Annotated in this window: 22 protein-coding genes and 3 tRNA genes; 9 read left to right on the top strand and 16 right to left on the bottom strand. The window is 72.8% G+C overall.

Going from position 1 to position 23,968, the window contains the following annotated elements; genetic code table 11:
- The first annotated feature begins 44 nt into the window (after positions 1-44).
- From cofC to V5O40_RS10940, 5 genes are read left to right on the top strand one after another with little or no spacing between them, the layout of a single operon-like run.
- Positions 45-686 carry a 2-phospho-L-lactate guanylyltransferase gene (gene cofC, locus V5O40_RS10960; protein WP_332905337.1) on the top strand — a complete coding sequence of 214 codons (642 nt, stop codon included), beginning with the start codon at positions 45-47 and terminating at the stop codon, positions 684-686.
- Between the two features lie 46 nt (positions 687-732).
- The gene (locus V5O40_RS10955; RefSeq protein ID WP_093401734.1) at positions 733-930 is read left to right on the top strand and encodes a cold-shock protein; all 198 of its coding nucleotides are present in this window, start codon (positions 733-735) and stop codon (positions 928-930) included.
- 53 nt (positions 931-983) lie between these two features.
- Positions 984-3,278, top strand: a complete 2,295-nt coding sequence (locus V5O40_RS10950; protein ID WP_332905336.1) for an RNA degradosome polyphosphate kinase — start codon at positions 984-986, stop codon at positions 3,276-3,278.
- A gap of 23 nt (positions 3,279-3,301) precedes the next feature.
- The gene (locus V5O40_RS10945) at positions 3,302-4,834 is read left to right on the top strand and encodes a CYTH and CHAD domain-containing protein (RefSeq protein WP_332905335.1); all 1,533 of its coding nucleotides are present in this window, start codon (positions 3,302-3,304) and stop codon (positions 4,832-4,834) included.
- Positions 4,822-5,700 (top strand): NUDIX hydrolase, encoded by an 879-nt coding sequence (locus tag V5O40_RS10940; RefSeq protein WP_332905334.1) that lies wholly within the window; start codon positions 4,822-4,824, stop codon positions 5,698-5,700. The genes V5O40_RS10945 and V5O40_RS10940 overlap by 13 nt, the downstream gene beginning before the upstream one ends.
- A 16-nt stretch (positions 5,701-5,716) precedes the next feature.
- Here the strand turns inward: V5O40_RS10940 and V5O40_RS10935 are convergent, their stop codons facing one another.
- The 4 genes from V5O40_RS10935 to leuC all read right to left on the bottom strand — a co-directional run bounded on the left by V5O40_RS10935 (position 5,717) and on the right by leuC (position 10,596).
- A complete protein-coding gene (locus tag V5O40_RS10935) occupies positions 5,717-7,624 on the bottom strand; it encodes an endonuclease/exonuclease/phosphatase family protein (protein WP_332905333.1) in 1,908 nt (635 codons plus the stop codon).
- A 147-nt stretch (positions 7,625-7,771) separates the two neighbouring features.
- Entirely contained in the window at positions 7,772-8,377 is a 606-nt protein-coding gene (locus V5O40_RS10930) for an HU family DNA-binding protein (RefSeq protein ID WP_332905332.1), read from the bottom strand.
- 173 nt (positions 8,378-8,550) lie between these two features.
- A complete protein-coding gene (leuD, locus tag V5O40_RS10925) occupies positions 8,551-9,138 on the bottom strand; it encodes a 3-isopropylmalate dehydratase small subunit (RefSeq protein ID WP_332905331.1) in 588 nt (195 codons plus the stop codon).
- 12 nt (positions 9,139-9,150) lie between these two features.
- Positions 9,151-10,596 (bottom strand): 3-isopropylmalate dehydratase large subunit, encoded by a 1,446-nt coding sequence (gene leuC, locus V5O40_RS10920; protein WP_332905330.1) that lies wholly within the window; start codon positions 10,594-10,596, stop codon positions 9,151-9,153.
- Positions 10,597-10,645: 49 nt separating this feature from the next.
- On the opposite strand from leuC, the gene V5O40_RS10915 reads away from it, so the two are divergent.
- Positions 10,646-11,332, top strand: coding sequence for an IclR family transcriptional regulator (locus V5O40_RS10915; RefSeq protein ID WP_013284529.1), 687 nt, complete (start codon positions 10,646-10,648; stop codon positions 11,330-11,332).
- A 122-nt stretch (positions 11,333-11,454) separates the two neighbouring features.
- Here V5O40_RS10915 and V5O40_RS10910 read toward each other — a convergent pair.
- The 4 genes from V5O40_RS10910 to V5O40_RS10895 all read right to left on the bottom strand — a co-directional run bounded on the left by V5O40_RS10910 (position 11,455) and on the right by V5O40_RS10895 (position 12,857).
- Positions 11,455-11,530, bottom strand: a tRNA-Glu gene (locus V5O40_RS10910).
- A gap of 145 nt (positions 11,531-11,675) precedes the next feature.
- Positions 11,676-11,748 (bottom strand) — tRNA-Glu (locus tag V5O40_RS10905).
- A 137-nt stretch (positions 11,749-11,885) separates the two neighbouring features.
- Positions 11,886-11,957: transfer RNA gene (locus V5O40_RS10900), tRNA-Gln, on the bottom strand.
- A 96-nt stretch (positions 11,958-12,053) separates the two neighbouring features.
- A complete protein-coding gene (locus V5O40_RS10895) occupies positions 12,054-12,857 on the bottom strand; it encodes a fumarylacetoacetate hydrolase family protein (RefSeq protein WP_332905329.1) in 804 nt (267 codons plus the stop codon).
- A 133-nt stretch (positions 12,858-12,990) separates the two neighbouring features.
- Here V5O40_RS10895 and V5O40_RS10890 point away from each other — a divergent pair, with 133 nt between their 5' ends.
- Both V5O40_RS10890 and V5O40_RS10885 read left to right on the top strand, forming a co-directional pair.
- Complete coding sequence (locus V5O40_RS10890) at positions 12,991-14,298, top strand: LPXTG cell wall anchor domain-containing protein (RefSeq protein WP_332905328.1); 1,308 nt, start codon at positions 12,991-12,993, stop codon at positions 14,296-14,298.
- Between the two features lie 34 nt (positions 14,299-14,332).
- Entirely contained in the window at positions 14,333-15,250 is a 918-nt protein-coding gene (locus tag V5O40_RS10885; protein WP_332905327.1) for a 3-methyladenine DNA glycosylase, read from the top strand.
- Positions 15,251-15,255: 5 nt separating this feature from the next.
- Here V5O40_RS10885 and arfB read toward each other — a convergent pair whose 3' ends face one another.
- The 7 genes from arfB to V5O40_RS10850 form a co-directional block, all read right to left on the bottom strand.
- Positions 15,256-15,681 carry an alternative ribosome rescue aminoacyl-tRNA hydrolase ArfB gene (arfB, locus tag V5O40_RS10880; protein ID WP_332905326.1) on the bottom strand — a complete coding sequence of 142 codons (426 nt, stop codon included), beginning with the start codon at positions 15,679-15,681 and terminating at the stop codon, positions 15,256-15,258.
- Positions 15,682-15,758: 77 nt separating this feature from the next.
- Positions 15,759-16,055 carry a hypothetical protein gene (locus V5O40_RS10875; RefSeq protein WP_332905325.1) on the bottom strand — a complete coding sequence of 99 codons (297 nt, stop codon included), beginning with the start codon at positions 16,053-16,055 and terminating at the stop codon, positions 15,759-15,761.
- A 108-nt stretch (positions 16,056-16,163) separates the two neighbouring features.
- The gene (locus tag V5O40_RS10870; RefSeq protein WP_332905324.1) at positions 16,164-17,027 is read right to left on the bottom strand and encodes a S1C family serine protease; all 864 of its coding nucleotides are present in this window, start codon (positions 17,025-17,027) and stop codon (positions 16,164-16,166) included.
- Between the two features lie 66 nt (positions 17,028-17,093).
- Positions 17,094-18,053: a VWA domain-containing protein gene (locus V5O40_RS10865; RefSeq protein ID WP_332905323.1), complete on the bottom strand. Its 960-nt coding sequence runs from the start codon at positions 18,051-18,053 to the stop codon at positions 17,094-17,096.
- Complete coding sequence (locus V5O40_RS10860; RefSeq protein WP_408631858.1) at positions 18,050-19,039, bottom strand: DUF58 domain-containing protein; 990 nt, start codon at positions 19,037-19,039, stop codon at positions 18,050-18,052. The genes V5O40_RS10865 and V5O40_RS10860 overlap by 4 nt, the downstream gene beginning before the upstream one ends.
- Before the next feature lie 26 nt (positions 19,040-19,065).
- Positions 19,066-20,115 (bottom strand): AAA family ATPase, encoded by a 1,050-nt coding sequence (locus V5O40_RS10855; RefSeq protein WP_332905321.1) that lies wholly within the window; start codon positions 20,113-20,115, stop codon positions 19,066-19,068.
- Positions 20,116-20,281: 166 nt separating this feature from the next.
- Positions 20,282-20,779, bottom strand: a complete 498-nt coding sequence (locus V5O40_RS10850; protein WP_332905320.1) for a hypothetical protein — start codon at positions 20,777-20,779, stop codon at positions 20,282-20,284.
- Positions 20,780-21,199: 420 nt separating this feature from the next.
- On the opposite strand from V5O40_RS10850, the gene V5O40_RS10845 reads away from it, so the two are divergent.
- Positions 21,200-22,189 (top strand): endonuclease/exonuclease/phosphatase family protein, encoded by a 990-nt coding sequence (locus V5O40_RS10845; RefSeq protein ID WP_408631857.1) that lies wholly within the window; start codon positions 21,200-21,202, stop codon positions 22,187-22,189.
- Between the two features lie 17 nt (positions 22,190-22,206).
- Here V5O40_RS10845 and cimA read toward each other — a convergent pair whose 3' ends face one another.
- A complete protein-coding gene (cimA, locus tag V5O40_RS10840) occupies positions 22,207-23,790 on the bottom strand; it encodes a citramalate synthase (RefSeq protein ID WP_332905319.1) in 1,584 nt (527 codons plus the stop codon).
- Positions 23,791-23,968 lie beyond the last annotated feature (178 nt).

Genomic DNA, 23,968 nt, shown 5'->3' with positions numbered 1-23,968 from the left:
ACGGCCAGTGAGGGTACCGCCGGCCGGCTGGCAGGATGGCAGGCGTGACACAGCCCTGGACCGTGGTGGTGCCGGTCAAGCGCCTGGCAGCCGCGAAGACCCGGCTGCGTGGCGGGCTGCCGGGCGTACCCCACCAGGATCTGGCGTTGGCGTTGGCCGCCGACACCCTGGCGGCGGTGCGGGCCTGCCCGGTGGTGTCCGAGGTGCTGGTGGTAACCGACGACACCCGGGTCGCCGACGAGGCCCGGTCCGGTGGTGCCCGGGTACTGCCGGACGTCGCGGACGCCGGGCTCAACGCCGCGTTCCGGCACGGCGCGGCGGCCGCCGCCGGCTGGGTGGCCGGGCTGACCGCCGACCTGCCGGCGCTGCGGCCGGCCGAGCTGGCCGCGGCGCTGCGTGCGGCACTCACCGGACCGCGCGGGGTACGCCGGTTCGTGGCCGACGCCCCGGGCACCGGCACCGTACTGCTGGCCGCCCCGCCCGGCGTACCCCTGGACCCGCGCTTCGGCCCCGGCTCGGCCGCCGCGCACGCGGCCAGCGGCGCCCGTCCACTAACCGGCGACTGGCCGAGCCTGCGACGCGACGTGGACACCGCCGACGACCTGGCCGCCGCGGCGCGCCTCGGACTGGGTCAGCGCACCACGGCGCTGACCGCCGGCTGCCGCACCGAGTCCTTCGCCACCTGACGGCGCGGGTGTGTGCGCCCGCCGGAGGGTTCGGTACGGTGCTGGCATGCAGGGCACGGTGGCGACCTTCGACGCGGCGACCCGCAGCGGACTGCTGCTGCTGGACGACGGCACCGAGCTGCCCTTCCCGGCCCGGGCGTTCGACGCCTCCGGGCTGCGCCTGCTCCGTCTCGGCCAGCGGGTCCGGGTGGAGACCGACGCCGCCGGCGACGTCGTACGCGTGACGCTGCCGACGATGTCCTGACAACCCGCCGCAAGTTCATTTTGCGTTAACCGAGTTCGGGTGATTATGGGCGGGTGAGCACCCCTCGCGAACACCCCGCCAGCCCCGCCGCCACCGACGACACCACCAGCCGCAACGGAGGTCGCCCCCGGGGGACCGACGGCCGGTTCCGCAGCGCCCGCCCGACCCCGGACGACGGCCCGGGCAACGACCCGGCGGCGGCCTCCGCCGGCCTGGAGGAGGTGCTGGACCCGGTCTCGGAACCGGGGCTGCCGCAGCCCGCCGACGAGCCACCGTCCGTCCACCCGCTGCCCGAGGACCGGTTCCTCAACCGGGAGCTGTCCTGGCTCGACTTCAACGCCCGGGTGCTCGCCCTGGCCGAGGACCCGCACACCCCGCTGCTGGAACGGGCCAAGTTCCTGGCCATCTTCGCCAGCAACCTGGACGAGTTCTACATGGTGCGGGTGGCCGGGCTGAAGCGCCGGCTCTCCGCCGGCCTGCCCGTGCGGGGCGGTGACGGGCTGCCCCTGCGTACCCAACTGGCGCTGATCTCCGAGAAGGCCGCCGCGCTGGTGGCCCGGCAGGCCGCCTGCTACGTCGACGACCTGCTGCCCAAGCTCGCCGCCGAGGACATCCGGGTGCTGCGCTGGTCCGACCTCGGCGATGCCGAGCGGGAACGGCTGCGTACCTACTTCCGGGAGAAGATCTTCCCGGTGCTCACCCCGCTGGCGGTCGACCCGGCCCACCCGTTCCCGTACATCTCGGGCCGATCGCTCAACCTGGCCGTCGCGGTACGCGACCCGGACGGCGGGCCGGAGCTGTTCGCCCGGGTGAAGGTGCCGAACAACGTGCCCCGGTTCGTCCGGGTCGACCGGGACCGGCCCGGGGTCCGCATGCTGCCGGTGGAAGATCTCATCTCGGTGCACCTCGGTCAGCTCTTCTCCGGCATGCAGGTGGTCGAGTGCCACCTCTTCCGGGTCACCCGCAACGCCGAGGTGGAGGTCGACGAGGACCGGGACGAGGACCTGCTCCAGGCGCTGGAGCGGGAGCTGGCCCGCCGCCGCTTCGGCCCGCCGGTACGACTGGAGGTGGCCGCCTCCATCTCCGACCACATGCTGGAACTGCTCGTCCGGGAACTGGACATGGACACCCAGGACGTGCTGCGGGTCCGGGGCCTGCTGGATCTCTCCGCGCTGTGGCAGCTGTACGGCGAGGCCGACCGGCCCGACCTGAAGGACCCGCCGTTCGTCCCGGCCACCCATCCCCGCCTCGCCGAGGGCGAGGTGCCGAGGAGTGTCTTCGCCACCCTGCGCGACGGCGACGTGCTGGTGCACCACCCGTACCACTCCTTCGCCACCAGCGTGCAACGGTTCATCGAGCAGGCCGCCGCCGATCCGAACGTGTTGGCGATCAAGCAGACGCTCTACCGCACCAGTGGTGACTCGCCGATCGTGGACGCGCTCGTCGACGCCGCCGCCGCCGGGAAGCAGGTGGTGGTGCTCGTCGAGTTGAAGGCCCGTTTCGACGAGGTGGCGAACATCGGCTGGGCCCGGACCCTGGAACGAGCCGGCTGCCACGTGGTGTACGGGCTGGTCGGTCTCAAGACCCACTGCAAGACCGCCCTGGTGGTACGCCAGGAGGGCAACCAGATCCGCCGCTACTGCCACATCGGCACCGGCAACTACCACCCGAAGACCGCCCGGCTCTACGAGGACTTCGGCATGCTCACCGCCGACCCGGAGATCGGTGCCGACCTGACCGACCTGTTCAACGTGCTCACCGGGTACAGCCGGCAGACCGCGTACCGGCGGCTGCTGGTGGCGCCACAGGGCATCCGCAGCGGGCTGATCGAGCGGGTAGAACGGGAGATCAACCATGTCCGGCTGGGCATGCCGGGACTCGTCCAGTTCAAGGTGAACTCGCTCGTCGACGAGGAGATCACCGACGCGCTGTACCGGGCCTCCCAGGCCGGCGTGCACGTCGACCTGATCATCCGAGGGATGTGCACGCTGCGACCTGGGGTGCCCGGGCTGTCGGAGAACATCCGGGTGCACTCGATCCTCGGCCGTTTCCTGGAACACTCGCGGGTCTTCCGCTTCGGCAACAACGGCGACGCGGAGTTCTGGATCGGCTCCGCCGACCTGATGCACCGCAACCTGGACCGGCGGGTGGAGGCGCTGGTGCAGGTGACCGACCCGGTGGCCCGGGCCGAGCTGGACCATGTGCTCGGTGCCGCGATGAGCCCGGACGTGGACGCGTTCGAGCTGGCCGGCGACGGCACCTGGACCCGCCGTGCGGGCCGGCCGGAGGCGCCGCTGAGCCACCTCCAGCACCTGCTGCTGCGTCGCGTCGGCAGCACGGCCGGTTGACCGGGTCGGAATAGGCTGGGCAGATGGTCGAGGAGGAACGGAAGTTCACGGTGGAGGCCGGGTGGCTGCTGCCCGACCTCTCCCCCGCCGTGCCGGCCTCGGGGAGCGTCCGGACGCTGGCACCGGCGACCCTCGTGGCGACCTACCACGACACCGTCGACCTGCGGCTGGCCCGGGCGGGCGTGTCACTGCGGTACCGCGAGGGCGACGAGGTCCCGTGGACGGTGAAGTTGCCGACCGACAGCCCCGGCGTCCGCCACGAGATCTCCCGTGCCGGCCCGGCCGAGGAGATGCCGACGGAGCTGGTGGAGCTGGTCACCGTGTTCCACCGGGGTGCCGCGCTCACCCCGGCGGCGGTGGTGCGTACCGTCCGGCACGCTCAGGAGATCGTCGACGAGGCCGGCCGGGTGCTGGCCGAGGTGGTCGACGACGAGGTCACCGTGCTCGACGCCGAGGGTGCCATCACCGGCGCCTTTCGCGAGGTGGAGGTGGAACGCAAGGCCGGTGACGGCGCACTGCTCGACCGGCTCACCGAGTTGCTGCGTGACGCCGGTGCCCGGGGCGGTGACTTCACCCCCAAGCACGTCCGTGCGCTCGGCCGGGCGGCCACCGCCGAACCGGACCTGGTCGCCCCGGACGAGCTGCCGGCCGATCCCAGTGCCGCGACGGTGGTCACCGAGGCGGTACGCCGCGAGGTGGCCCGGCTGCTGGTGCACGACCCGCTGGTCCGGCTGCGCGCGCCGGTCGGCGACGACGACACCGCCGTCCACCAGATGCGGGTGGCCTGCCGGCGGTTGCGCAGCGACCTGAAGACCTTCGGCCCGCTGGTCCGCCCCGCGTGGGCCCGGCCGCTGCGTACCGAGTTGAAGTGGCTGGCGGACGCCCTGGGGGCGGCCCGGGACGCGGAGGTGCTGCGCGAGCGGTTGCGCCGCACCGCCGCCGCCGACCCGGTGAGTCCGGTGGATCCGGCGGCGGTCGACCGGCTGGACGCCGTCCTCGCCGAGTGGCAGGCGGAGGCGCTGACCCGGGTGGACGAGGCGCTGCGCGCCCCGCGGTACCTCGCCCTGGTCGACGCGCTGGTGCTGGCGGCCCGGGCACCACGGCTCACGCCCCGGGCGGACGCGCCGGCCCGGCGGGTGCTACCCGGGCTCGTGGCCCGCCCGTGGCGACGGCTGGCGGGCACATCGAAGAAGCCGGGCGGCGTCGCGACGCTGCACCCGGCCGGGCCCGACGAGCACTGGCACACCGTCCGCAAGCAGGGCAAGCAGGCCCGCTCGGCGGTGACGGCGGTCGCGCCGGTGCTCGGCGGGGACGCGGCGAAGCTGGCCCGGGCACTGAGGAAGGTGCAGAACCTGCTCGGTGAGCATCAGGACGCGGCCGTGGCCGCCGAGACCTGGCGCGCGGTGGCCGAGGCCCGGCCCGACGACCATCAGTTGGCGATGACCGCCGGCCGGCTGCTGGAACGGGAGCGGGCGGCCGTACGACGAGCGCGGGCGGACTTCCCGTACGCCTGGCGGCGCGCCAGCCGGCGACGCCGGACCCGGTGGTTGGCGTGACCGCGATCCGGGCGGCCGGCGGGGTGGTGTGGCGGCCGGCGGGGGTGGACCACGTCGAGGTGTGCCTGGTGCACCGGCCCCGGTACGGGGACTGGACCCTGCCGAAGGGCAAGCTGGAGCCGGGCGAACATCCGCTGCTCGCCGCCGCCCGGGAGGTCGCCGAGGAGGCCGACGCGCAGGCCGTGCCGCAGTTGCGGCTGCCGTCGGTGCGCTACCTCAGCGAGGGCCGGCTCAAGGTGGTCGACTACTGGTCGATGCGGGCGGTGGGCACCGGCGGATTCCAGCCGGACACCGAGGTCGACGAGGTCCGTTGGTTGGCCGTCGACGACGCGATGACGCTGGTGAGCTATCCGCACGACATGGAGGTGCTGGCCGCGTTCGCGGCGCTGCCGCCGGTCACCGCGGCCCTGGTGCTGGTGCGGCACGGCCACGCCGGTAAGCGGCTGACCTGGCCCGGCCCGGACACCGGGCGGCCACTGGACGCCCGGGGCTGGTCCGAGGCGCACGCGTTGGCACCGCTGATCGGGCTGATCCGCCCGGCCCGGCTGCTCTCCGCGTCACCGCGCCGGTGCGTGCAGACCCTCGATCCGGCGGCGGCGCTGCTGGACCTGCCGATCGAGATCCGCGGCGACCTGGACGAGCCGAAAGCCGGCCAGCAGCCCGACGAGTGCGTGCTGGCCGCCGCCGCACGCCTGGCCGCGCTGGCCGCCGCCGGGGAACCGGCGGCGGTGTGCAGCCAGGGCAAGGTGATTCCCGGCGCCCTGGAGCGGCTGGCGGGGCGGTGTGGTGACTGGGCCACCGGCAAGGGCGGCGGCTGGCTGCTCGCCTTCACCGGCGACCGTCTGGTCGCCGCCGACCGTCTCTGACCGGGTGCCGCACCCGTCAACGGTCGGGCAGGGTGAGGGTGACGGCGACCGGCAGATGGTCGCTGGCGGTGCCCGGCACCGCGACCGCGTCGGCGGCGACCAGGTCGGGTGAGACGAGGACGTGGTCGATCTGCTCGCGCGGATCGTCCGCCGGGCTGGTCGGCAGCGGGCGGGCGGCGGCGAGCGCGTCGACCAGCCCGGCGTCGGTGAACGCGGTGAACGCCGGGTCGCCCGGCTCGGTGTTGAGATCACCGGCGACCACCAGCGGCGCGCCGTCGGCGTACCCGGTGGCGAAGTCCGCGACGGCGCGGGCCTGCACCACCGGGTCCGCACCCGGCGGCGGTTGCAGGTGGGTGCTCACCACGGCCAGGCGTACGCCGGCACCGAGGTCGACCGTCACGCCCAGCGCCTGCGCGCCGGTGGGCGCGCCCACCGCTGGCAGCGGACGGGTCCGGGCCCGTTGCACCGGCCAGCGACTGAGCACCGCGTCGCCCCACAGCGGGTCGGCGGCCGGCGCGAAGACGTACGGCATCCCCAGCCGGTCGGCGAGCAGGCCCAGTGTGTCGTGGCCACCGTTGAGCAGCCAGCCCCGGTCGACCTCGCTGAGCACCACCACGTCCGCCCGGCCGACCATCCGGTCCAGGGCGGTGAGGTCGAAGCGGCCGTCGAGGCCGAAGCCCATCCGGATGTTGTACGCCACCAGCCGCACCTGCTCCGGCGGCCCGGGCCGGTTGGTCGACACCAGCCATGGCCCGTGTAGCCAGGCGGCGGCGAGGGCGACGACGGCGGCCAGCACCGCCAGCCGCCACCGGGGCAGCTCCGGGGCGGGGTCCGCCCGCGGTTGCCCGTCCGACGCGCCCGTTGCGCGCATCGCGACCACCCCGGTCAGGGCGGCCACCACGGCCGGTACCCACTGGTTGGGGTAGCCGATGTCGTAGGCGGCGTAGTAGACGAGCGCGGCGACGGCGAAGACGAGCATCCCGCCCACCGCCGCGTACGCCGGGCCGGTGCCGCTCCGGTCGGTCGGCTGCGGCGACGCGCCGTCACCGGTCAGGCCGAGGCAGCCGCCCAGCCCCGCCGCGCCGGCCAGGACGGCGACGGTGAGCAGCGTCGGTGGACCGTATCCGAACAGCAGCGCCCCGGCCACCAGCAGCACCGGCGGCAGCGCCCGCCACCGTGGCTGCCACGGGGTCAACGCACCGAGCAGGAACAGCGGTACCGCCGCGCCCAGCGGCGCCAACGCGAACGGCGGGGGCGCGGCGGTGCCCGCCTCGCCGTACCAGTAGGACATGGCGTTTATCGCGACCGCGGGTGACAGCGCCACCATGCCGCCGAGCAGCAGAGCCGGCCCGACGAGCAACCAGCCTCGGCGGTTCGGCGGCGGCCGGTCGTCGACCGCCCGGCCGGCGGCGCGGCCGAAGGCCGTCTCGGCGGCCAGCAGCGCCGCCACCACCGCCACGCTCGCCACCCACGCCGGCCAGCGCTGCCACCACACCAGGTCGTACGTGCCGAGCAGCGCGTGACCCAGCGCGCTCGCGGTCATCCCCAGCACCAGCCCGGGCACCGGGTACGCCACCCGGGCGGCGGTGGCGGCCAGCCAGACCAGACCGGCGAGCAGACCGGCGCTGGCCAGCCACAGTTGGGCCGGCCCGCCCGGCGCGGCGGTGAGCACCAGCCGGGCGGCACCGAGCACCAGCACCGCCGCGAGCCCGACGGTGGCGGAGCCGACCCGCGCGACGAGGACCGGCGCGGCGAGCGCCAGCACGAACCAGCCGACCGCGAACGCGCCGAGCAGCTCGGCCGGGGTCGACGCGGCCTGACCGAAGATGGTGATGACCGACGGCAGGAAGACCCGCAGCACGTCGGTCAGGACGACAAGTCCCAGAGCCAGGGTGGCGGTGCCGAGACGGCGCTGACTCAACACGGTTCTCTTTCCGGCGAGGGGTGGTGCGGCGATTCTGCTGGCCGGGCCCCGAGCCGGTCAACGGTTCCCCGCCGTGGGGGTGGACCGTCGGGCGGAAATGGCGAGGGCGCCCGCCGTGCCGGCGGGCGCCCTCGTCGTACGACCGGCTCAGCGCCGGGTCGCGGCCTTCCTGGCCGGCGCCTTCTTCGCCGGCGCCTTCTTGGCCGTCGCGGTCTTGCGAGCCGCCGTCGCCTTGGTCGCCGCGGCGGTCTTCTTCGCCGGGGCGGCCTTCTTGGTGGCGGCCTTCTTGGCCGGGGCGGCCTTCGCGGTCGTCTTGGTCGCGGTGGTCTTCTTGGCCGCCGCGGTCTTGCTCGCCGCGGTCTTCTTGGCTGCGGTGCTCTTCGCCGCGGTCGTCTTCTTCGCCGCGGTCGCCTTGGCACCGGTGGTCTTGGCGGTGGCTCCGGCGGTCTTCTTCGCCGCAGCCGTGGCCTTCGGCACCTTGCCGCTGGCCACCATCTCCTTGAACCCGGCACCGGGGCGGAACGTCGGCACCGAGGTCTTCTTGACCTTCACCGCCTCCCCGGTACGCGGGTTGCGGGCTGTTCGCGCGCCCCGGACCCGCTTCTCGAACGCTCCGAAACCGGTGATCGCCACCTTCTCGCCCTTGGTGACCGCCGCCTGGACCTCAGCGAGGACCGCGTCGAGCGCGGCCGTCGCCGTTTTCCGGTCCCCCAGGCGAACGGCGAGCGCCTCGATGAGCTCGGCCTTGTTCACGACTTCCTCCTGATTGTGCAACTGACTCGACGCGAGCCATTCTGCGCGCACGGTATGCCCTGTGCTGGCGGGACACAAACATTCGGCGGAAAAAAGCCCTTGTGTCGTAACGGATTCGCCCCCACCGGTGGCACCGGTGGGGGCGGAATCGGCTGCGGATCGGGGCGTTCGGGCTACGCGACCCGAGGCAGGAAGGCCGGTCGGTCGGCCTCGAAGGCGCTGATCCGGTCCTCGTGGCGGAGGGTGAGTCCAATGTCGTCCAAGCCCTCCATCAGCCGCCAACGGCTGAAGTCGTCGAGCGGGAACGACCAGGTGGCGGTGCCGACCCGCACCTCACGCGCGGTCAGGTCGACGATCACCGGGGTGGCCGGATTCTCCTCGACCAGGCTCCAGATTTCTTCGACGGCTTTCAATTCAAGCTCTACCGGAAGCAACCCTTCCTTGAGGGCGTTCCCGCGGAAGATGTCACCGAAGCGCGGCGAGATCACCACTCGGAAGCCGTAGTCACGCAACGCCCACACCGCGTGCTCCCGCGATGACCCGGTGCCGAACTCGGGGCCGGCCACCAGAATCGACGCTCCCGAATAAGCTTGATCGTTGAGCACGAATGCCGGATCCTCCCGCCACGCGCTGAACAGCCCGTCGGCGAAACCGGTCCGGGTCACCCGCTTGAGGTACACGGCGGGGATGATCTGGTCAGTGTCCACGTCGGAGCGACGCAGCGGCAGGGCGGTGCCGGTGTGCACGGTGAACTTGTCCATGTCGCAGCCCTTCTACAGGTCGGCGGGTGCGGCCAACCGGCCGACGACGGCGGTGGCGGCGGCCACCGGCGGGCTGACCAGGTGAGTACGCCCACCCCGGCCCTGGCGGCCCTCGAAGTTCCGGTTGGAGGTCGAGGCGGCGCGCTGCCCCGGCGAGAGCGTGTCCGGGTTCATGCCCAGACACATGGAGCAGCCGGCGAAGCGCCATTCGGCACCGGCGTCGGTGAAGACCTTGTCCAGCCCCTCCGCCTCGGCCGCCTCGCGTACCGCGGCCGAGCCGGGCACCACGAGCATGCGTACCCCGTCGGCGACCCGATGGCCGCGCAGCACGTCGGCGGCGGCGCGGAGGTCCTCCAGGCGCCCGTTGGTGCAGGAACCCACGAACACCACGTCGACGGCGAGGTCGCGCAACGCGGTGCCGGGGTTCAGGTCCATGTACGCCAGGGCACGGCGGGCGGCGGCCCGCTCCGGCTCGGTGACGAACTCCTCCGGGTCCGGTACGACCGCACCCAGCGGCGCACCCTGCCCCGGGTTGGTGCCCCAGGTGACGAACGGCGTGATCTCGGTGGCGTCCAGGGTCACCTCGGAGTCGAAGGTCGCGCCCTCGTCGGTGGGCAGGGTCCGCCAGTAGGCGAGCGCCGCCTCCCAGTCGGCGCCGCCGGGGGCGTTCGGCCGCCCCTTCAGGTACGCGAAGGTCGTCTCGTCCGGCGCGATCATGCCGGCCTTGGCGCCCCACTCGATGGACATGTTGGCGATCGTCATCCGCCCTTCCATGGACAACGCCCGGATCGCCTCGCCCCGGTACTCCACGATGTGTCCGCGCCCGCCGCCGGTACCGACCTTGGCGATCAGGGCGAGCACCAGGTCCTTGGCGGTGACACCGGGGCCGAGCCGGCCGTCGACGGTGACCGCCATCGTCTTCGGGCGAGCCTGCGGCAACGTCTGGGTGGCCAGCACGTGCTCCACCTCGCTGGTGCCGATGCCGAAGGCCAGGGCGCCGAACGCGCCGTGGGTGGCGGTGTGCGAGTCGCCGCAGACGATCGTCATGCCGGGCTGGGTGAGGCCGAGCTGCGGGCCGATGACGTGCACGATGCCCTGGTTGGCGTCGCCGAGCGGATGCAGCCGTACGCCGAACTCGGCGCAGTTGCGCCGCAGCGTCTCGATCTGGGTGCGGGAGGTGGGGTCGGCGATGGTGAGCAGGTCGCCGCGACGCTGCTGGAACGAGGGATCGGCGTACCCGGTCGGGGTGTTGTGATCCTCGGTGGCCAGCGTGAGGTCGGTACGCCGCACCCGACGGCCGGCCATGCGCAGGCCGTCGAACGCCTGCGGGCTGGTCACCTCGTGCAGCAGGTGCAGGTCGATGAAGAGCAGGTCGGGCTCACCATCAGCGGACCGGACGATGTGTGCGTCCCAGACCTTCTCGGCCAAGGTTCTCGGCTCTGGAGTGACTCCCACCATCTGGACATCCTAAATTCTGGGAGGTAAATTTCGGCTTGTGGGACACAGTATGAGCGGTGTCGGCGTTCTCGACAAGGCGGTGGTCATCCTGGCCGCCTGTGTCGACGGCGCCAGCCTTGCCGAACTTGTTGAACGCACGAAGCTGCCCCGAGCCACCGCGCACCGGCTGGCGCAGGCGCTGGAGATCCACCGGATGCTGGTCCGGGACACCCAGGGTCGCTGGCGTCCCGGCCCGCGCCTGGGCGAGTTGGCGAACGCGGCGCCGGATGTGCTGCTGACCGCGGCCGAGCCACTGCTGGCCGCCCTGCGGGACGCCACCGGCGAGAGCGCCCAGCTCTACCTGCGTCGGGCGGACGAGCGGATCTGTGTGGCCGCCGCCGAGCGGGCCAGCGGGCTGCGCGACACCGTGCCGGTCGGCTCGGTGCTGCCGATGACCGCCGGCTCGGCGGCGCAGATCCTGCTCGCCTGGGAGCCGCCGGAGGCGGTGATGCCACTGCTGCCCCGGTCGAAGTTCACCGGCCGCACCCTCGCCGAGGTCCGCCGCCGAGGCTGGGCGCAGAGCGTCGCCGAACGCGAGGCCGGTGTGGCAAGCGTCTCAGCCCCGATCCGCGACCGCACCGGCCGCGTGATCGCCGCCATTTCCATCTCCGGCCCCATCGAGCGCCTCGGCCGCCGCCCCGGCGAACGCCACGCCATGGCCGTGGTCCGCGCCGGCCAACGCCTCTCCGGCCTCTAACCCCCTGCACCTCGTTGATCATGAGGTTAACGGCAGTTGTTGATCTTTAAATTGCCGCTAACCTCATGATCAACGAGGTGGGCTGGGTGCGGAGAGGCCCGTCCGGGTGGGACGGGCCTTTGTGGTAGCCCCGACCGGATTCGAACCGGCGCTACCGCCTTGAGAGGGCGGCGTCCTGGGCCGCTAGACGACGGGGCCAGGTACTTTCCAGATTCACCAGCCCTTGTGGGCGGTGCGGCAGTAGTCTAGCGGCGCCGCCGCGGCAACGGCGGTCGGGGTCGGCAGTTGACCGAGAAAGCGAAACGGCCCGCTCCGCAGCGGCGGAACGAGCCGTGAACACCTGTAGCCCCGACCGGATTCGAACCGGCGCTACCGCCTTGAGAGGGCGGCGTCCTGGGCCGCTAGACGACGGGGCCAGAACACATCGCGGCACCACCCTTTCAGGCGGTGCCGCCGAACTCTACCAGACCTCGGCACCAGAGCCCCTCGCGGTGCCTCGTGCCGAACTCCACCAGAATCCAGCGGCCTCGATTCGTGACGAATCTCGGCTGCGCTGGGGTACCAGGACTCGAACCTAGACTAACTGAACCAGAATCAGTCGGGCTGCCAATTACCCCATACCCCATTGGCCCCTTGCGGCGCCGGGAACAAACTCTACCCTCCCGGCACCGACAGGCCAAATCGACTTCCCCAAACCGCTACTGAGCTGCCAAAACGGCGATCAGGTCGCCGACACCACCGGGTTCGTCAGCTCCCCGATCCCCTCGATCCGGACGCTCACCGTATCCCCGTCCGCGAGCGGGCTAACCCCTGCCGGCGTACCGGTCAACACAACGTCACCGGGCAACAACGTCATCACGTGTGAAACGTACGACACCAGGGCCGGCGCATCGAAGACCATGTCGCCGGTGCGGCCGAGCTGCCGCACCTCCATCTCCTCCGGATCGCGACCGACCTCGCAGCGGATCTCCAGGTCGGTGACGTCCAGCCCGGTGGTGATCCACGGCCCGATCGGGCAGAACGAGTCGAACCCCTTGGCCCGGGTCCACTGGCTGTCGGACCGTTGCAGGTCCCGGGCGGTGACGTCGTTGGCGCAGGTGTAGCCGAAGATGGCCCGTTCCGCCGCGGCCCGGTCGGCCCGGCGGGCGCCGGGTGCGCCGATCACCACCGCCAACTCGGCCTCGTGCTCGACCTGCCTGCTGAACTCCGGCAGCCGGATCGCGTCCCGGGGACCGATCACCGAGGTCGAGGGCTTCAGGAACAACAGCGGCTCCTTCGGCACCTCGGCGCCGTGTTCGGCGGCGTGCTCGGCGTAGTTACGGCCGACGCAGACCACCTTGCTGGGCAGGATCGGCGAGAGCAGCCGGACGTCGGACAACGCCCAGCGGACCCCGCTGAACGTGATCTGGCCGAACGGGTGGCCGGAGATCTCGGCGATGGTGAGCCCCTGGGCCCCGGCCTCCGGCTCCCCCTCGACGACACCGAACGACATTCCCTTGGCATGAGCAAAACGAGCGATACGCACCAGGCCAATGTAGTGCGGCCAGCGAACGGTCGGCGCAGCTTACCCGCACCGCGCACCGTTCGGGCCGGATTCACCGCTTCGTACCCACCCGACGCGCGCCCGCCCCTAGCGTCGGCTGCGGAGGTTCGTTCGTATGCCTGCATCGACACGACACCACAGGACCCTCGCCGCGATCGTGCACTGCGTCGGTCTGTTGACCGCCCTGCCGGTGCTGCCGACCGCCACCGCCCCGCACGCTCCGGCGGTCACCGCCCCGCACGCTCCGACGGCGGGGCTCACGCCGGCGGCGGCAGCACCCGAGCCCAGCATGCCGGCGGCACCACCGGCGGTACCGACGCCGACCCGGGTGGTCTCGCCGGCCGCCAGGCCGAAGGTGAGCGTACGGGTCGCGCCGGAGCGGAGCAGCGCGCCCGGGTACCGGATCGAGGTCCGCAACGCCGGCAGCACCCCGGTGGAGACGACCGTCCGTCAGGAGCTGCCCCAGGGGGTCTCGGCGACCACGGTGAGCGACGGTGGCCGGGTGCTCCGCCCCGGCGGATCGTCGGCGACCGAGGTGACCTGGCGGCTGAGGCTGGCGCCGGAGAGCACCACCACTCTGGGCACCACGCTCACCACGACCGGATCCCGACAGCCGGTGACCGCTCCGACGTGCGCCTACGCCAGTGACGGCCGACAGCCGTACGACTGTGCGAGCGCCACCTGGACTGCGCCGGGGATGGCGGCGTCGCAGTCGCCGGAGGCCACGGGCTGGCGTCGCCAGACACCCGCGCTGGTGGCCGCCGGCGCCGCGCTGCTGGTGCTGGGCGTGGTGGGCCTGCTCGCCTGGCGACGCCGCCGACGGCCGGTCGCCGCGGCACTGGCCTCGGACGGGCCGGGCACCATCTACCCACGCCCGGCCGCGCCCCGGCCGCCGGCCCGACGCCGCAAGCCACCGGTGTGGGTCGTGGTGCCGGTGGCCGCGATCGTGCTGGCCGGCACGCTGGGCGCCGCCGCGTGGTCGGCCACCCGCCGGGTCGTCGCGATCGACACGGACAGCCAGCCGACCAGCGGCGCCTGGACGGGCACCGGAGTCAGCGGAAGCCTGGGGACCCCGCTGCGCGAGGACGCGTTCGAGTTCACCGTCTACCGGATCACCTGCGAACCGGGCCGGGGCGCGCGGCAGTGTCAGGCGACCGTCGGGGTCCGCAACCTCACCCGCGAGCACCAGAGCTGGCACGGCAAGCTGCAACGGGCGTACCTGGCCAACGGCAACTGGGTCACCACCGACGAGCCGGCCACCCGCCGGGCGAACCAGGGACGCGACGTGTTCGCCGATCCGCTGGCCGCCGGCAGCCGGATGGTGCTGCCGCTGGTCTTCACCGTCACCGGGCGTGAGGCGCCGCAGCGACTGGAACTGCGCAGCGGGGTCTTCTCCGCGGGTGTCCGCGTCGACGTGCCCTGACCGGCGACCGGACGGCGGTCGTACCCTTGGCTCCGTGAGCACCGTCCCCGCCCCCGTCGTCGGTGGTGTCGACGGCGGGCGACCGGCCAGCCTGCCGGCAACCGCCTGGCGACCCCTGCTGGCCGGGCACGAGCGACGCGCCGATTCACTCACGGCGGGCCACCGGGCCCGCCGGGCCGCCGGGGCACGTCACGCCATCGACGACTTCCTGTACGACTACTACGGCACCCGGCCGGCGGTGCTACGCCGGTGGCACCCGGGCGTCGGTGTCCGGCTGGAGGCCGGTCCGGACGGTCCGGCACCGCAGCACCGGTGGCGCTGGTACGCGACCGACGCCGACGGCTCGGTACGCCTCGACGTCGACGCGTTCCTGACCGACCGGGGCGACTCGGTGCGCTTCATCCACCGACTGCTGACCGCGATCGCGTCCCGACCGGCCTTCACCGGCTGCTTCGGGCTGCACGAGTGGGCGATGGTGTACCGCCAGGCCGAGCACCGGCACCCGCTGCCCCTTCGACTCGGTCAGCGGGGCACGGACGCGGTGGTCGAGTCGCACCAGATCCGGTGCACGCACTTCGACGCGTACCGGTTCTTCACCCCCGAGGCGGTCGAACTCAACCACCTCCGACCGACCCGGGCCGGTCAGGTGGACCTCGACCAGCCCGGCTGTCTGCACGCCTCGATGGACTGCCACAAGTGGGCCACCAAGCTGGGCCCCGCCGTGCCCGGTGCGCTGGCGCTCGACTGCTTCGAGCTGGCCGGCGAGATCCGGCTGCTCGACATGCGGGCGTCGCCGTACGACTTCTCCTCCTACGGTGAGCCGCCGGTGGCGATCGAGACGCCGGACGGCAAGGCCGAGTACGTGGCGCGGCAACGCGAGTTCGCGCAGCGGGCCGGCCGGCTGCGGGCCCGGCTGATCGAGGTGTGCTCCGCGCTGCTCGACGGCGATTGACGGGGCTACTCGCCGTCCACCCGACGGTCGCGCTTGCGCTGCCCCCGACGCTTCTTCTCGGCCAGCCGCCGCTCCTTGGCCGCCCGCGACGGGCGGGTCGGACGACGCGGTGGCGGTGGCGGGGCGACCGCCTCGCGCAGCACCGAGACCAGGCGTTCCCGCGCCGCCTCACGGTTGGCCAGCTGCGTCCGGTGCTCGCTGGCGGCGATCGTCAGCACGCCGTCGACCAGCCGTCCGGCGAGCCGGTCCAGCGCCCGGGTACGCAGCGACTCGGGGATGCTCGGTGAGCCGGCCAGGTCGAAGCTCAGCTCGACCCGGGAGTCGGCGGTGTTGACGCCCTGCCCGCCCGGCCCGGACGACCGGGAGAACCGCTCCCGCAGTTCGGCGGCGGAAACCACCCACCGGTCGGTCACCCGCAGTCCGTCGTCCACGCCCTGAGGCTAGCGCGGGGTCCGCGGCGCCCTCGCGCCAACGCCGCGAGCGCGCATCCGGTTCGGCGACCGGATGGTCAGCGATCGGGCCGCTCGTCGGCGGTGCTGCTCGGCGTCGGCGTCGACGGTGCCGGACCGTCACCGCCACCGGTGGCGGCGTACGCGACCGCTCCGATCAGGAGCAGGGCGATGACGCCGACCTTCGTGGTGACGACTTTGATCAGCATCCAGGCGGCGCGACGCGCCCCGGGCACGGTCTTCTTCGCCGCCTGGTAGTCGTTCCAGCCCCGTCGGGCGCGCGCGTACGACGACCCGACGCCACTTCCGATGATGAGGCCCACCAGCAGGAGGGCCGCGATGAGAGGACGCTCCACCCACGCCAGTATTCATACCGAGCGTAATATTTCCATTCTCCGATCATCAGGCGCCGGAATCCGACAGTTGCCCCGATCTCCCCGTAATCGGACAGTTACCATAAGTGATCAGCCGCCTTTCCCGATGATCGTGTCGGCGGTCTGCTGCACCTGCTCGATCGGGATGGCGAACCCGATGCCGATGGAGCCGTTGCCGTCCATCGTCGCGATCGCGGTGTTCACCCCGACCACCTCGCCCCGGGCGTTGACCAGGGGTCCACCTGAGTTGCCGGGGTTGATGGAGGCATCGGTCTGCACCGCCCGGTGCCGGTTGTCGCCGAGGCGCACCTGCCGGTCCAGCGCGCTGACGATGCCCGCGGTGACGGTGCCGGGCAGCCCCAGTGGCGACCCTACGGCCAGCACCGGTTCGCCGACCCGGGTCGCACCCGGCTTGGCCAACGGCAGCGACGTCAGGTTGGCCGACGACGGCACCTTGAGCACCGCGAGATCACTGTCCGGCTCCCGGCCGACCACCTCCGCCGCGTACCGCCGGCCGTCCGGCAGTTCGACGGTCACCGGCCCGCCACGGCCCTTGGCGATGATGTGGTCGTTGGTGATGATGTGTTGCTCGGAGTCGACCGCGAAGCCGGAACCGCTCGCCGAGCCACCCGCCGCCCCACCCACCAGCACCGACACCACACCGGGCACGGTCTTCTCGGCGGCGGTCACCAGCTCGGCCGGCACCGGGGCGGCGGACGCGGCGGCCGGCCCCGCGATGCCGTCGCGACCGGCCACCCAGCCGCCGGCGAGCGCCCCCGACCCGGCGGAGATCGCGATCATCGCCAGCCCCGCGAGCAGCCGGCGCCGCCAGCCACCCAGCAACCGCTCCCGCTCCCGCGCCGCCGGGTCCGTCCCGCCCCGCCCGTCCGGGTCGAGTTCGGGCGAGACGAACCAGGGTCCGCGCGGCTCACCCAGTCCGGTCTGCACTGCCATACGTACGCTCCTCACGTGTGTGGCTCGGCCGCGGCCGCCGTCGCGGGTCGGACGGACGGTCGGAACTCAGGGCAGGCGGGAGAACCAGCGCATCGAGCCGGCCGCCGCGCCCATCGCGAAGACCAGCCCGAGCCCGATGAACCGGGCCGAGACGTCCTGCCGCACCGTGCGCCAACCCACCGAGCTGCCGATGTCGTCGTAGACGGCCCGCAGTTCGGCGCTCGTACCGGCCTCGTGGAAACCGCCCCCGGTCTGCTCGGCCACGGCCCGCAGCGTCTCCCCGTCCACCGGCACCTGGATCGGTCGCCCGCCCCGGTCGACGAAGCCACCCGGCGTACCGAACGAGATGCTGTGCACCGGCACGTCGAGGGCCACCGCCTCGGCGGCGGCCTCCACCGGATCCATGCCCGAGGTGTTCGCCCCGTCGGAGAGCAGGATGATCCGGGCCGGTGGCGGCTCGGTCGTGGCCTTGTCGTCGAGCGCCTTCACCGCGCCCAGCGAGGTGCTGATCGCCTCGCCGATCGCGGTGCCCTGCACACCCGTCGCGCCCTCGGCCAACCGCTCGATCCCGTCGTGCAGCGCTTCCCGGTCGGTGCCCGGTGGCACCAGTACCGCCGCGCTACCGGCGAACGCGACGAGTCCCACGTTGAACTCGCCGGGCAGGCCGTCGGCGAACCGCCGAGCGGCGCTCTTGGCCGCGCTGAGCCGGTCCGGCTCCACGTCGCCGGCGAGCATCGAGGTGGAGACGTCCACCGCCACCATCACCGTGGCGCGTTCCCGGGGCACCCGGACCTCGGCGGTGGGTCGGGCGAAGCCGACCACGAGCAGGGCCAGCATCGCCAGGAAGAGGCCGGCCGGCAGGTGTCGACGCCAGGTCGGGCGCCGGGGCGCCACCCGGTCGAGCAGCCGCAGGTTGGTGAAGCGGACCGCGTACCGGCTGCGGCGCCGCTGCGCCACCAGGTACGCCGCCGCCAGTGCGAGCACACCGAGCAACAGCCAGAGCCGCACAGGTGACTGCCAGATCACGCCGTACCTCCCCGGTGCGGCGTGGCCGCGGCGGCGACCAGCCGGCGTTGCGCGTGCACGTGCCGGACGATGTCGACGGTCCAGTCCCGGTCGGTGCGTAGCGCCAGGTGGGTCGCACCGGCCCGGCGCAGCGCCTCCCGGACCTGCTCACGTTGGGCGGCGGCCGCCGCCGCGTAGCGCTCGCGCAGGTGTCGGTCGCCGGTCCACACCTCGCGGTGTTCACCGGTCTCCGGGTCGACCAGGGTGATCAGACCGACGTCCGGCAGTTCCAGCTCGCGCGGGTCGGTCACCTCGACCGCGAGTACCTGGTGGCGCACCGCGAGCTGACGTAGCGCACGCTCCCAGCGGGCCGGGCACCGTGGGTCGTCGGGCAGGCCGTCGAGGAAGTCGGAGACCACCACCACCAGACCACGCCGGTGGGCAACCCGGCGCACCTCGGCCAGCGCGTCGGCCAGCCCGCCGACGGGCACGGCCCGGGACCCGACGTCCGGGTCGTCGCCGGCCCGGGGCGCGGCCAGCAACGCACGCAGCAGCCCGAGCAGATGGGTACGCCCGCCCCGGGCCGGCACCCGGTGCAGCCCGTACGGCGTGAGCACCTGCGCGCCGAGCCGGTTGCCGGGCCCGGCGGTGAGGAAGCCGATGGTGGCGACGGCGGCGACGGCCAGTTCCCGCTTGTCCAGCTCGGCGGTGCCGTACTCCATGCTGGGGCTGGCGTCGACGAGCAGCCAGGTGGTCAGCTCCCGGTCGGCGTCCACCTCCCGCACGTGCGGTACCGCGGTGCGGGCCGTCACCGACCAGTCCATCCGGCGTACCTCGTCCTCACCCGGCCGGTACTCGCGGCTGCCCGCCGGTTCGCTGCCGGGACCGGGCAGCAGACCGTGCCGCTCGCCGTGCAGCAGGCCGTCGAGACGTCGGGTCACCGTGAGTTCCAGCCGCCGCAACCGCTGGCCGGGGGTGAGGTCGGTGAGCACCGGGTCCGCCGCCACCGGCGGCACGGGGTTCCGGCGGCCCATCAGGCGACTGCCAGGTCGGTCGCGTACGCCGGTCTGGCGGCGGTCACCCGGGGCGGCGGTACCGCCTCGACCAGCCGGTGGACCACCCATTCGGCGCTCACCCCGTCGGCGACCGCGTCGAAGGAGAGCACCAGCCGGTGGGCCAGTACGTCCGTCGCGAGTTCCCGGACGTCGTCGGGCAGGACGTAGCCGCGTCCCCGGAGCAGGGCCTGGGCGCGGGCGGCCGAGACCAGCCCGAGGGTGGCACGTGGGCTGGCACCGTAGGCGAGCAGCCCGGCCATCTCCGGCAACCCGAACCGGCCGGGGTCACGGGTGGCGAGGATGAGCCGGACCACGTACTCGGCGATGGCGTGATGGACGAAGACCTGCCTGGCCTGACGCTGGAACTCGCGCAGCCGTTCCGGGTCGAGCACCCGGTGCGCCCGGGGGCGGTCGGCGCTCATCCGGTAGAGGATGGCCAACTCGTCGGCGACGTCCGGATAGTCGACGACGATCTTCATGAGGAAGCGGTCCCGCTGCGCCTCCGGCAGCTGGTAGACCCCTTCCGACTCGATGGGATTCTGGGTGGCCAGCACCAGGAACGGCTCCGGTACCGGGTGGCTGCGCCCGCCGATCGACACCTGGCGCTCGGCCATCGCCTCCAGCAGCGCCGACTGCACCTTGGCCGGGGCGCGGTTGATCTCGTCCGCCAGCACCAGGTTCGCCATCACCGGGCCCAGCTCGACGTCGAAGCTCTCCTTCGAGGCGCGGTAGATCCGGGTGCCGACGATGTCGGAGGGGACGAGATCGGGGGTGAACTGGATGCGGGAGAAGCTGCCGCCGACCACCGTCGCGAGGGTCTGCGCGGCGAGGGTCTTGGCCACTCCCGGTACGCCCTCCAGCAGGCAGTGCCCGTCGGCGAGCAGTGCGACCAGGAGGCGTTCGACGAGCCGGTCCTGCCCGACGATCACGCGTTTGACCTCGAAGAGCGTCTGGTCCAACTCCGCCGCGGTCGCGTCCGGATCGGCCGGGCTGGGCAGGCTGGCCATGGTGTCCGAGATGTCCGTCACGGTGCTTGCTTCCCGAGCCGACCGGCGGACAAACGTCGGAATTACCGGCCCTCCGCCGCCCAGACCACGTGATCGGCGCCCTTACCGGACAGCGGGAAAGGATGGGGTCCGTTCCCACACGGCACCGGCCTCCGTCCTGCGACGGAGGCCGGTGACAGTGCACCGATCAGCGGTGCACGAGGAGGTAGAACGGCAGGTCGGCGGGGGTACCGGCGGAGTCACGAGTCTGGATGAAGACCGCGTTCGGAGTGAGCAGCCGCCGCGCCACGGAGATCTCACCGGCAGGCGGAATGCAACACGAGTCCGGCCGGCCGATCGTCGCCACGTAGATGCCGTACGTGACGTTGCTGCCGAACTGCACCTCGTACTCGCCGACGCCGTACTTGATGACGACACCGTCGCCGCGGGCCTTGGTGCCGTTGGCGTTGACCGCCGTGGCGTAGAAGCCGCTGACGGCCTGGGTGCCCACCGCGTCGCCCTTGGCGAGGGTGGCCTTCGCGCTGTTCAGTGAGGCGGTGGTGACGGCCGGCTGCTGGGCGCTGCGGGCGGTGGGCTGGGCGGACCCGGTGGTCGGCTTCGCCGCGGCGATTCCGCCGCCGGCCAGGGCCAGCGCCAGCGCCGCGATAGCCACCGCGGCCGTCTTGCGTCGGAATAATCTGGTCATGACGGGACTCCCTTTTCAGGCGTGGAGATACGGCCGACCCGCGACACGCGGGGCGGTTGTTGCCTTTTTCGAGTCGGGCGGCAATGAGCGCTCACCGCCTGCGCACCCCGTCCGGGAGCGCACCCGCAGACGCATCCAACCCGGCCCATTGACATGCGCTCTGAGCTGGCAGTTCCTTGCCCGAGCGCAGCCTCCCGAGCAGCTGAAACGTAGCACTGCAAAATGCCGAGGGTCAATAGTGGCAATGCCGTCGGCGCGTTGCCGGATCAAGGCCATAAATTGCGAAAGTGAAGCCGTGCGCAATTCATGAAATCGATTCTGGGATCTTTGTCGAGCTGCCGTACGGGAGCCGGCCGGCTCGGGCCTTCGCGGCCGGGCGGTGCACACCGGGCGGGATTCAGTAGCCTGCCTGCCGTGGAGATCACCATCGGCCACCGGGCCTGGCGGCCGTCCCGGGGCGGCCTGCTCTGCTGGTTGGCCGTCGCGCCGGGTGTCGGGTGGGTGCTGGTGCGGTCGATCGGTCTGGACCGGGGGCCGTTGGTCCAGGCGTTGGCCTTCACGCCGTACGTGACGATCGCGAGCCTGGCCCCGCTGGTCCTCGCGCTCGCCCTGCGCCGCCGGGCCCCGGCGATCGTCGCGGCGCTGACCACCCTCGCCCTGGTCGCGCTGGTGGCACCCCGCGCCCTGCCCGCGGCGCAGCCGAACGCTACCGGACCGACCGTGCGGGTGCTCACCGCCAACCTGCTCGCCGGTGCCGCCGATCCGGCGGCGGTGGTGGAGGTGGTCCACGCCCGGCAGGTCGACCTGCTGCTCGTGCAGGAGTTCACCCCGACCGCCCAGGCCGAGCTGGATCGGCTCGGCCTCGACATGGTGCTGGTGCACCGGCAGCTCAACCCGGCCGTCGGCACCCCCGGCTCCGGCCTGTACGCCCGACATCCGCTCAGCGACGGCGGCATCCGACAGCTGCGCGGCGCCTGGGGCTTCACCCAGGCGTACGCGACCGTCACGGTGCCCGGCGCGCCCCCGGTCCGCGTCGAGTCGGCGCACCCGGCGGCCCCGTACGCGGTCGACCAGGTGGAGTTCTGGCACGCCGACCTGGCCGCCCAGCCGGCGGCCACCCCCGACGGACCGTTGAGCATCCTCGCCGGTGACTTCAACGCCACCCTCGACCACGGTCCGCTGCGGACCCTGCTCGACACCGGCTACGTCGACGCAGCCGCCTCGGTCGGCGCTGGGCTCACCGGCACCTGGGGACCGTACGACGGGGACCTCATCCCGCCCGTGGTGATCGACCACGTGCTGGTGGACCGTCGCATCGCCGTACGGGACGTGACGGTCCACCCGTTGCCCGGCAGCGACCACCGCATGGTCCTCGCCGAGCTGCGCCTACCTGCCGCCGAGAGCCGATAGGCCACGGGGCCCAGACGTCAGACCCGGGCGCGGTCCAGGCCGTAGGTGAGCGCGTCGACCAGGGCGTGCCAGCTCGCCTCGACCACGTTGGGGTGTACGCCGACGGTGGTCCAGCCACCGCCCCGCCCGTCGGCCGTCTCGACGAGCACCCGGGTCACCGCGCCGGTGCCGTGGCTGCCCTCCAGGATCCGCACCTTGTAGTCGGCCAGCTCGAAGTCCCGCAACTCGGGGTAGTGCCGGCCGAGACCGACCCGCAGCGCCTCGTCCAACGCGTTCACCGGTCCGTTGCCCTCGGCCGTGGCGATCACCCGTTCCCCGCGTACCCGGATCTTGACGGTCGCCTCGGAGACGACCGAGCCGTCCTCGCGGTGCTCGACCAGCACCCGGTACGACTCCAACGCGAAGGGCCGCACCGGCGCGGCGTCCGGCAGCTCGGAGCGGACCAGCAGCTCGAACGAGGCGTCGGCGGCCTCGAAGGACCACCCGCCGGCCTCCAGCTCCTTGACCCGGTTGGTGACCCGGGACAGGGTCTCCGGATGGCCGGCCAGATCCAACCCCAGCTCGCGGCTCTTCAGCTCGATGCTGGCCCGGCCGGCCATCTCGGTGACCAGGATCCGCATGTCGTTGCCGACCACCTCGGGCTCCACGTGGTTGTAGAGCAGCGGATCCACCTTGATCGCGCTCGCGTGCAACCCCGCCTTGTGGGCGAAGGCCGCGGCCCCGGCGTACGCCTGGTGGGTGTCGGGGGCGATGTTGGCGATCTCGGCGATGGCGTGGGAGACCCGCACCATCTGCTCCAGGCAGCCCTCCGGTAGGACCGGCAGCCCGAGCTTGAGTTGGAGGTTCGCGACGACCGCGAAGATGTCGGCGTTGCCCGGCCGCTCGCCGTACCCGTTGGCGGTGCCCTGCACGTGCCGGACCCCGGCCTCCACGGCGGCGATGGTGTTGGCCACCGCGCAGGCGGTGTCGTTCTGGGCGTGCATGCCGAGCAGCTCCGGCGCGACACCGATCCGGTCGGTGAGGTCGACGATGGCGGCGGTCACCTGGGACGGCAGCATCCCGCCGTTGGTGTCGCAGAGCACGAACCGCTCGGCGCCCGCCGCGAGGGCGGTCTCCACCACCGACGCGGTGTACGCCGGGTCGTGCCGGTAACCGTCGAAGGTGTGCTCACCGTCGACGAAGACCCGACGCCCCTCGGCGACCAGGTGGGCCACCGTGTCGTAGATCATCGCCAGGTTCTCCTTGGCGGTCGTGCGCAACGCCCGCTCGACGTGCCTCAGGTCGGCCTTGGCGACCAGGGCGACCGCCGGGGTCTGCGCGTCGAGCAGGCCACGCACCTGCGGATCGTCGGCGGCCACCGTGCCGGCCCGGCGGGTGGCGCCGAACGCGACGAGCACCGCGTGCCGGAGGTCGAGTTCGGTGCGCGCCCGGCGGAAGAACTCGGTGTCCTTCGGCACCGCGCCCGGCCAGCCACCCTCGATGAACCCGACACCGAACTCGTCGAGCAGCCGCGCCACGGCGAGCTTGTCGACCACCGAGTAGCTGAGCCCCTCGCGCTGGGCGCCGTCGCGCAGCGTGGTGTCGTAGACCTGAAACGTCATGGTGATCCCTTCGTCAGGCACCGGCCGGCGCAACAAAAAGACCCCCCGCGGCTGCGGGAGGTCTGCGCGCTCGGCGAGGGGAAGGCCGGCGCGCTAGTTGCCAATAATGCGGGCGGTGCTGGTCACGCCCGGTACTCTGCCACCTCCAGGTCGCTTCTGGGAGGCACAATCCACATCC

The organism is Micromonospora palythoicola (assembly GCF_036689795.1).
GTDB classification, from domain to species: domain Bacteria; phylum Actinomycetota; class Actinomycetes; order Mycobacteriales; family Micromonosporaceae; genus Micromonospora; species Micromonospora palythoicola.
The sequence above is the reverse complement of the archived record's forward strand: the minus strand, read 5'-3'. Positions and strand labels throughout refer to the sequence as shown.

Bases quoted from the DNA above. Each gene is read 5' to 3' on its own strand.
- V5O40_RS10915 (WP_013284529.1), top strand. From the start codon at position 10,646: ATGAGCGGTGTCGGCGTTCTCGACAAGGCGGTGGTCATCCTGGCCGCC.
- cimA (WP_332905319.1), bottom strand. From the start codon at position 23,790: ATGACGTTTCAGGTCTACGACACCACGCTGCGCGACGGCGCCCAGCGC.
- V5O40_RS10890 (WP_332905328.1), top strand. From the start codon at position 12,991: ATGCCTGCATCGACACGACACCACAGGACCCTCGCCGCGATCGTGCAC.
- V5O40_RS10870 (WP_332905324.1), bottom strand. From the start codon at position 17,027: ATGGCAGTGCAGACCGGACTGGGTGAGCCGCGCGGACCCTGGTTCGTC.
- V5O40_RS10850 (WP_332905320.1), bottom strand. From the start codon at position 20,779: ATGACCAGATTATTCCGACGCAAGACGGCCGCGGTGGCTATCGCGGCG.
- leuD (WP_332905331.1), bottom strand. From the start codon at position 9,138: ATGGACAAGTTCACCGTGCACACCGGCACCGCCCTGCCGCTGCGTCGC.
- leuC (WP_332905330.1), bottom strand. From the start codon at position 10,596: ATGGTGGGAGTCACTCCAGAGCCGAGAACCTTGGCCGAGAAGGTCTGG.
- V5O40_RS10945 (WP_332905335.1), top strand. From the start codon at position 3,302: ATGGTCGAGGAGGAACGGAAGTTCACGGTGGAGGCCGGGTGGCTGCTG.
- V5O40_RS10955 (WP_093401734.1), top strand. From the start codon at position 733: ATGCAGGGCACGGTGGCGACCTTCGACGCGGCGACCCGCAGCGGACTG.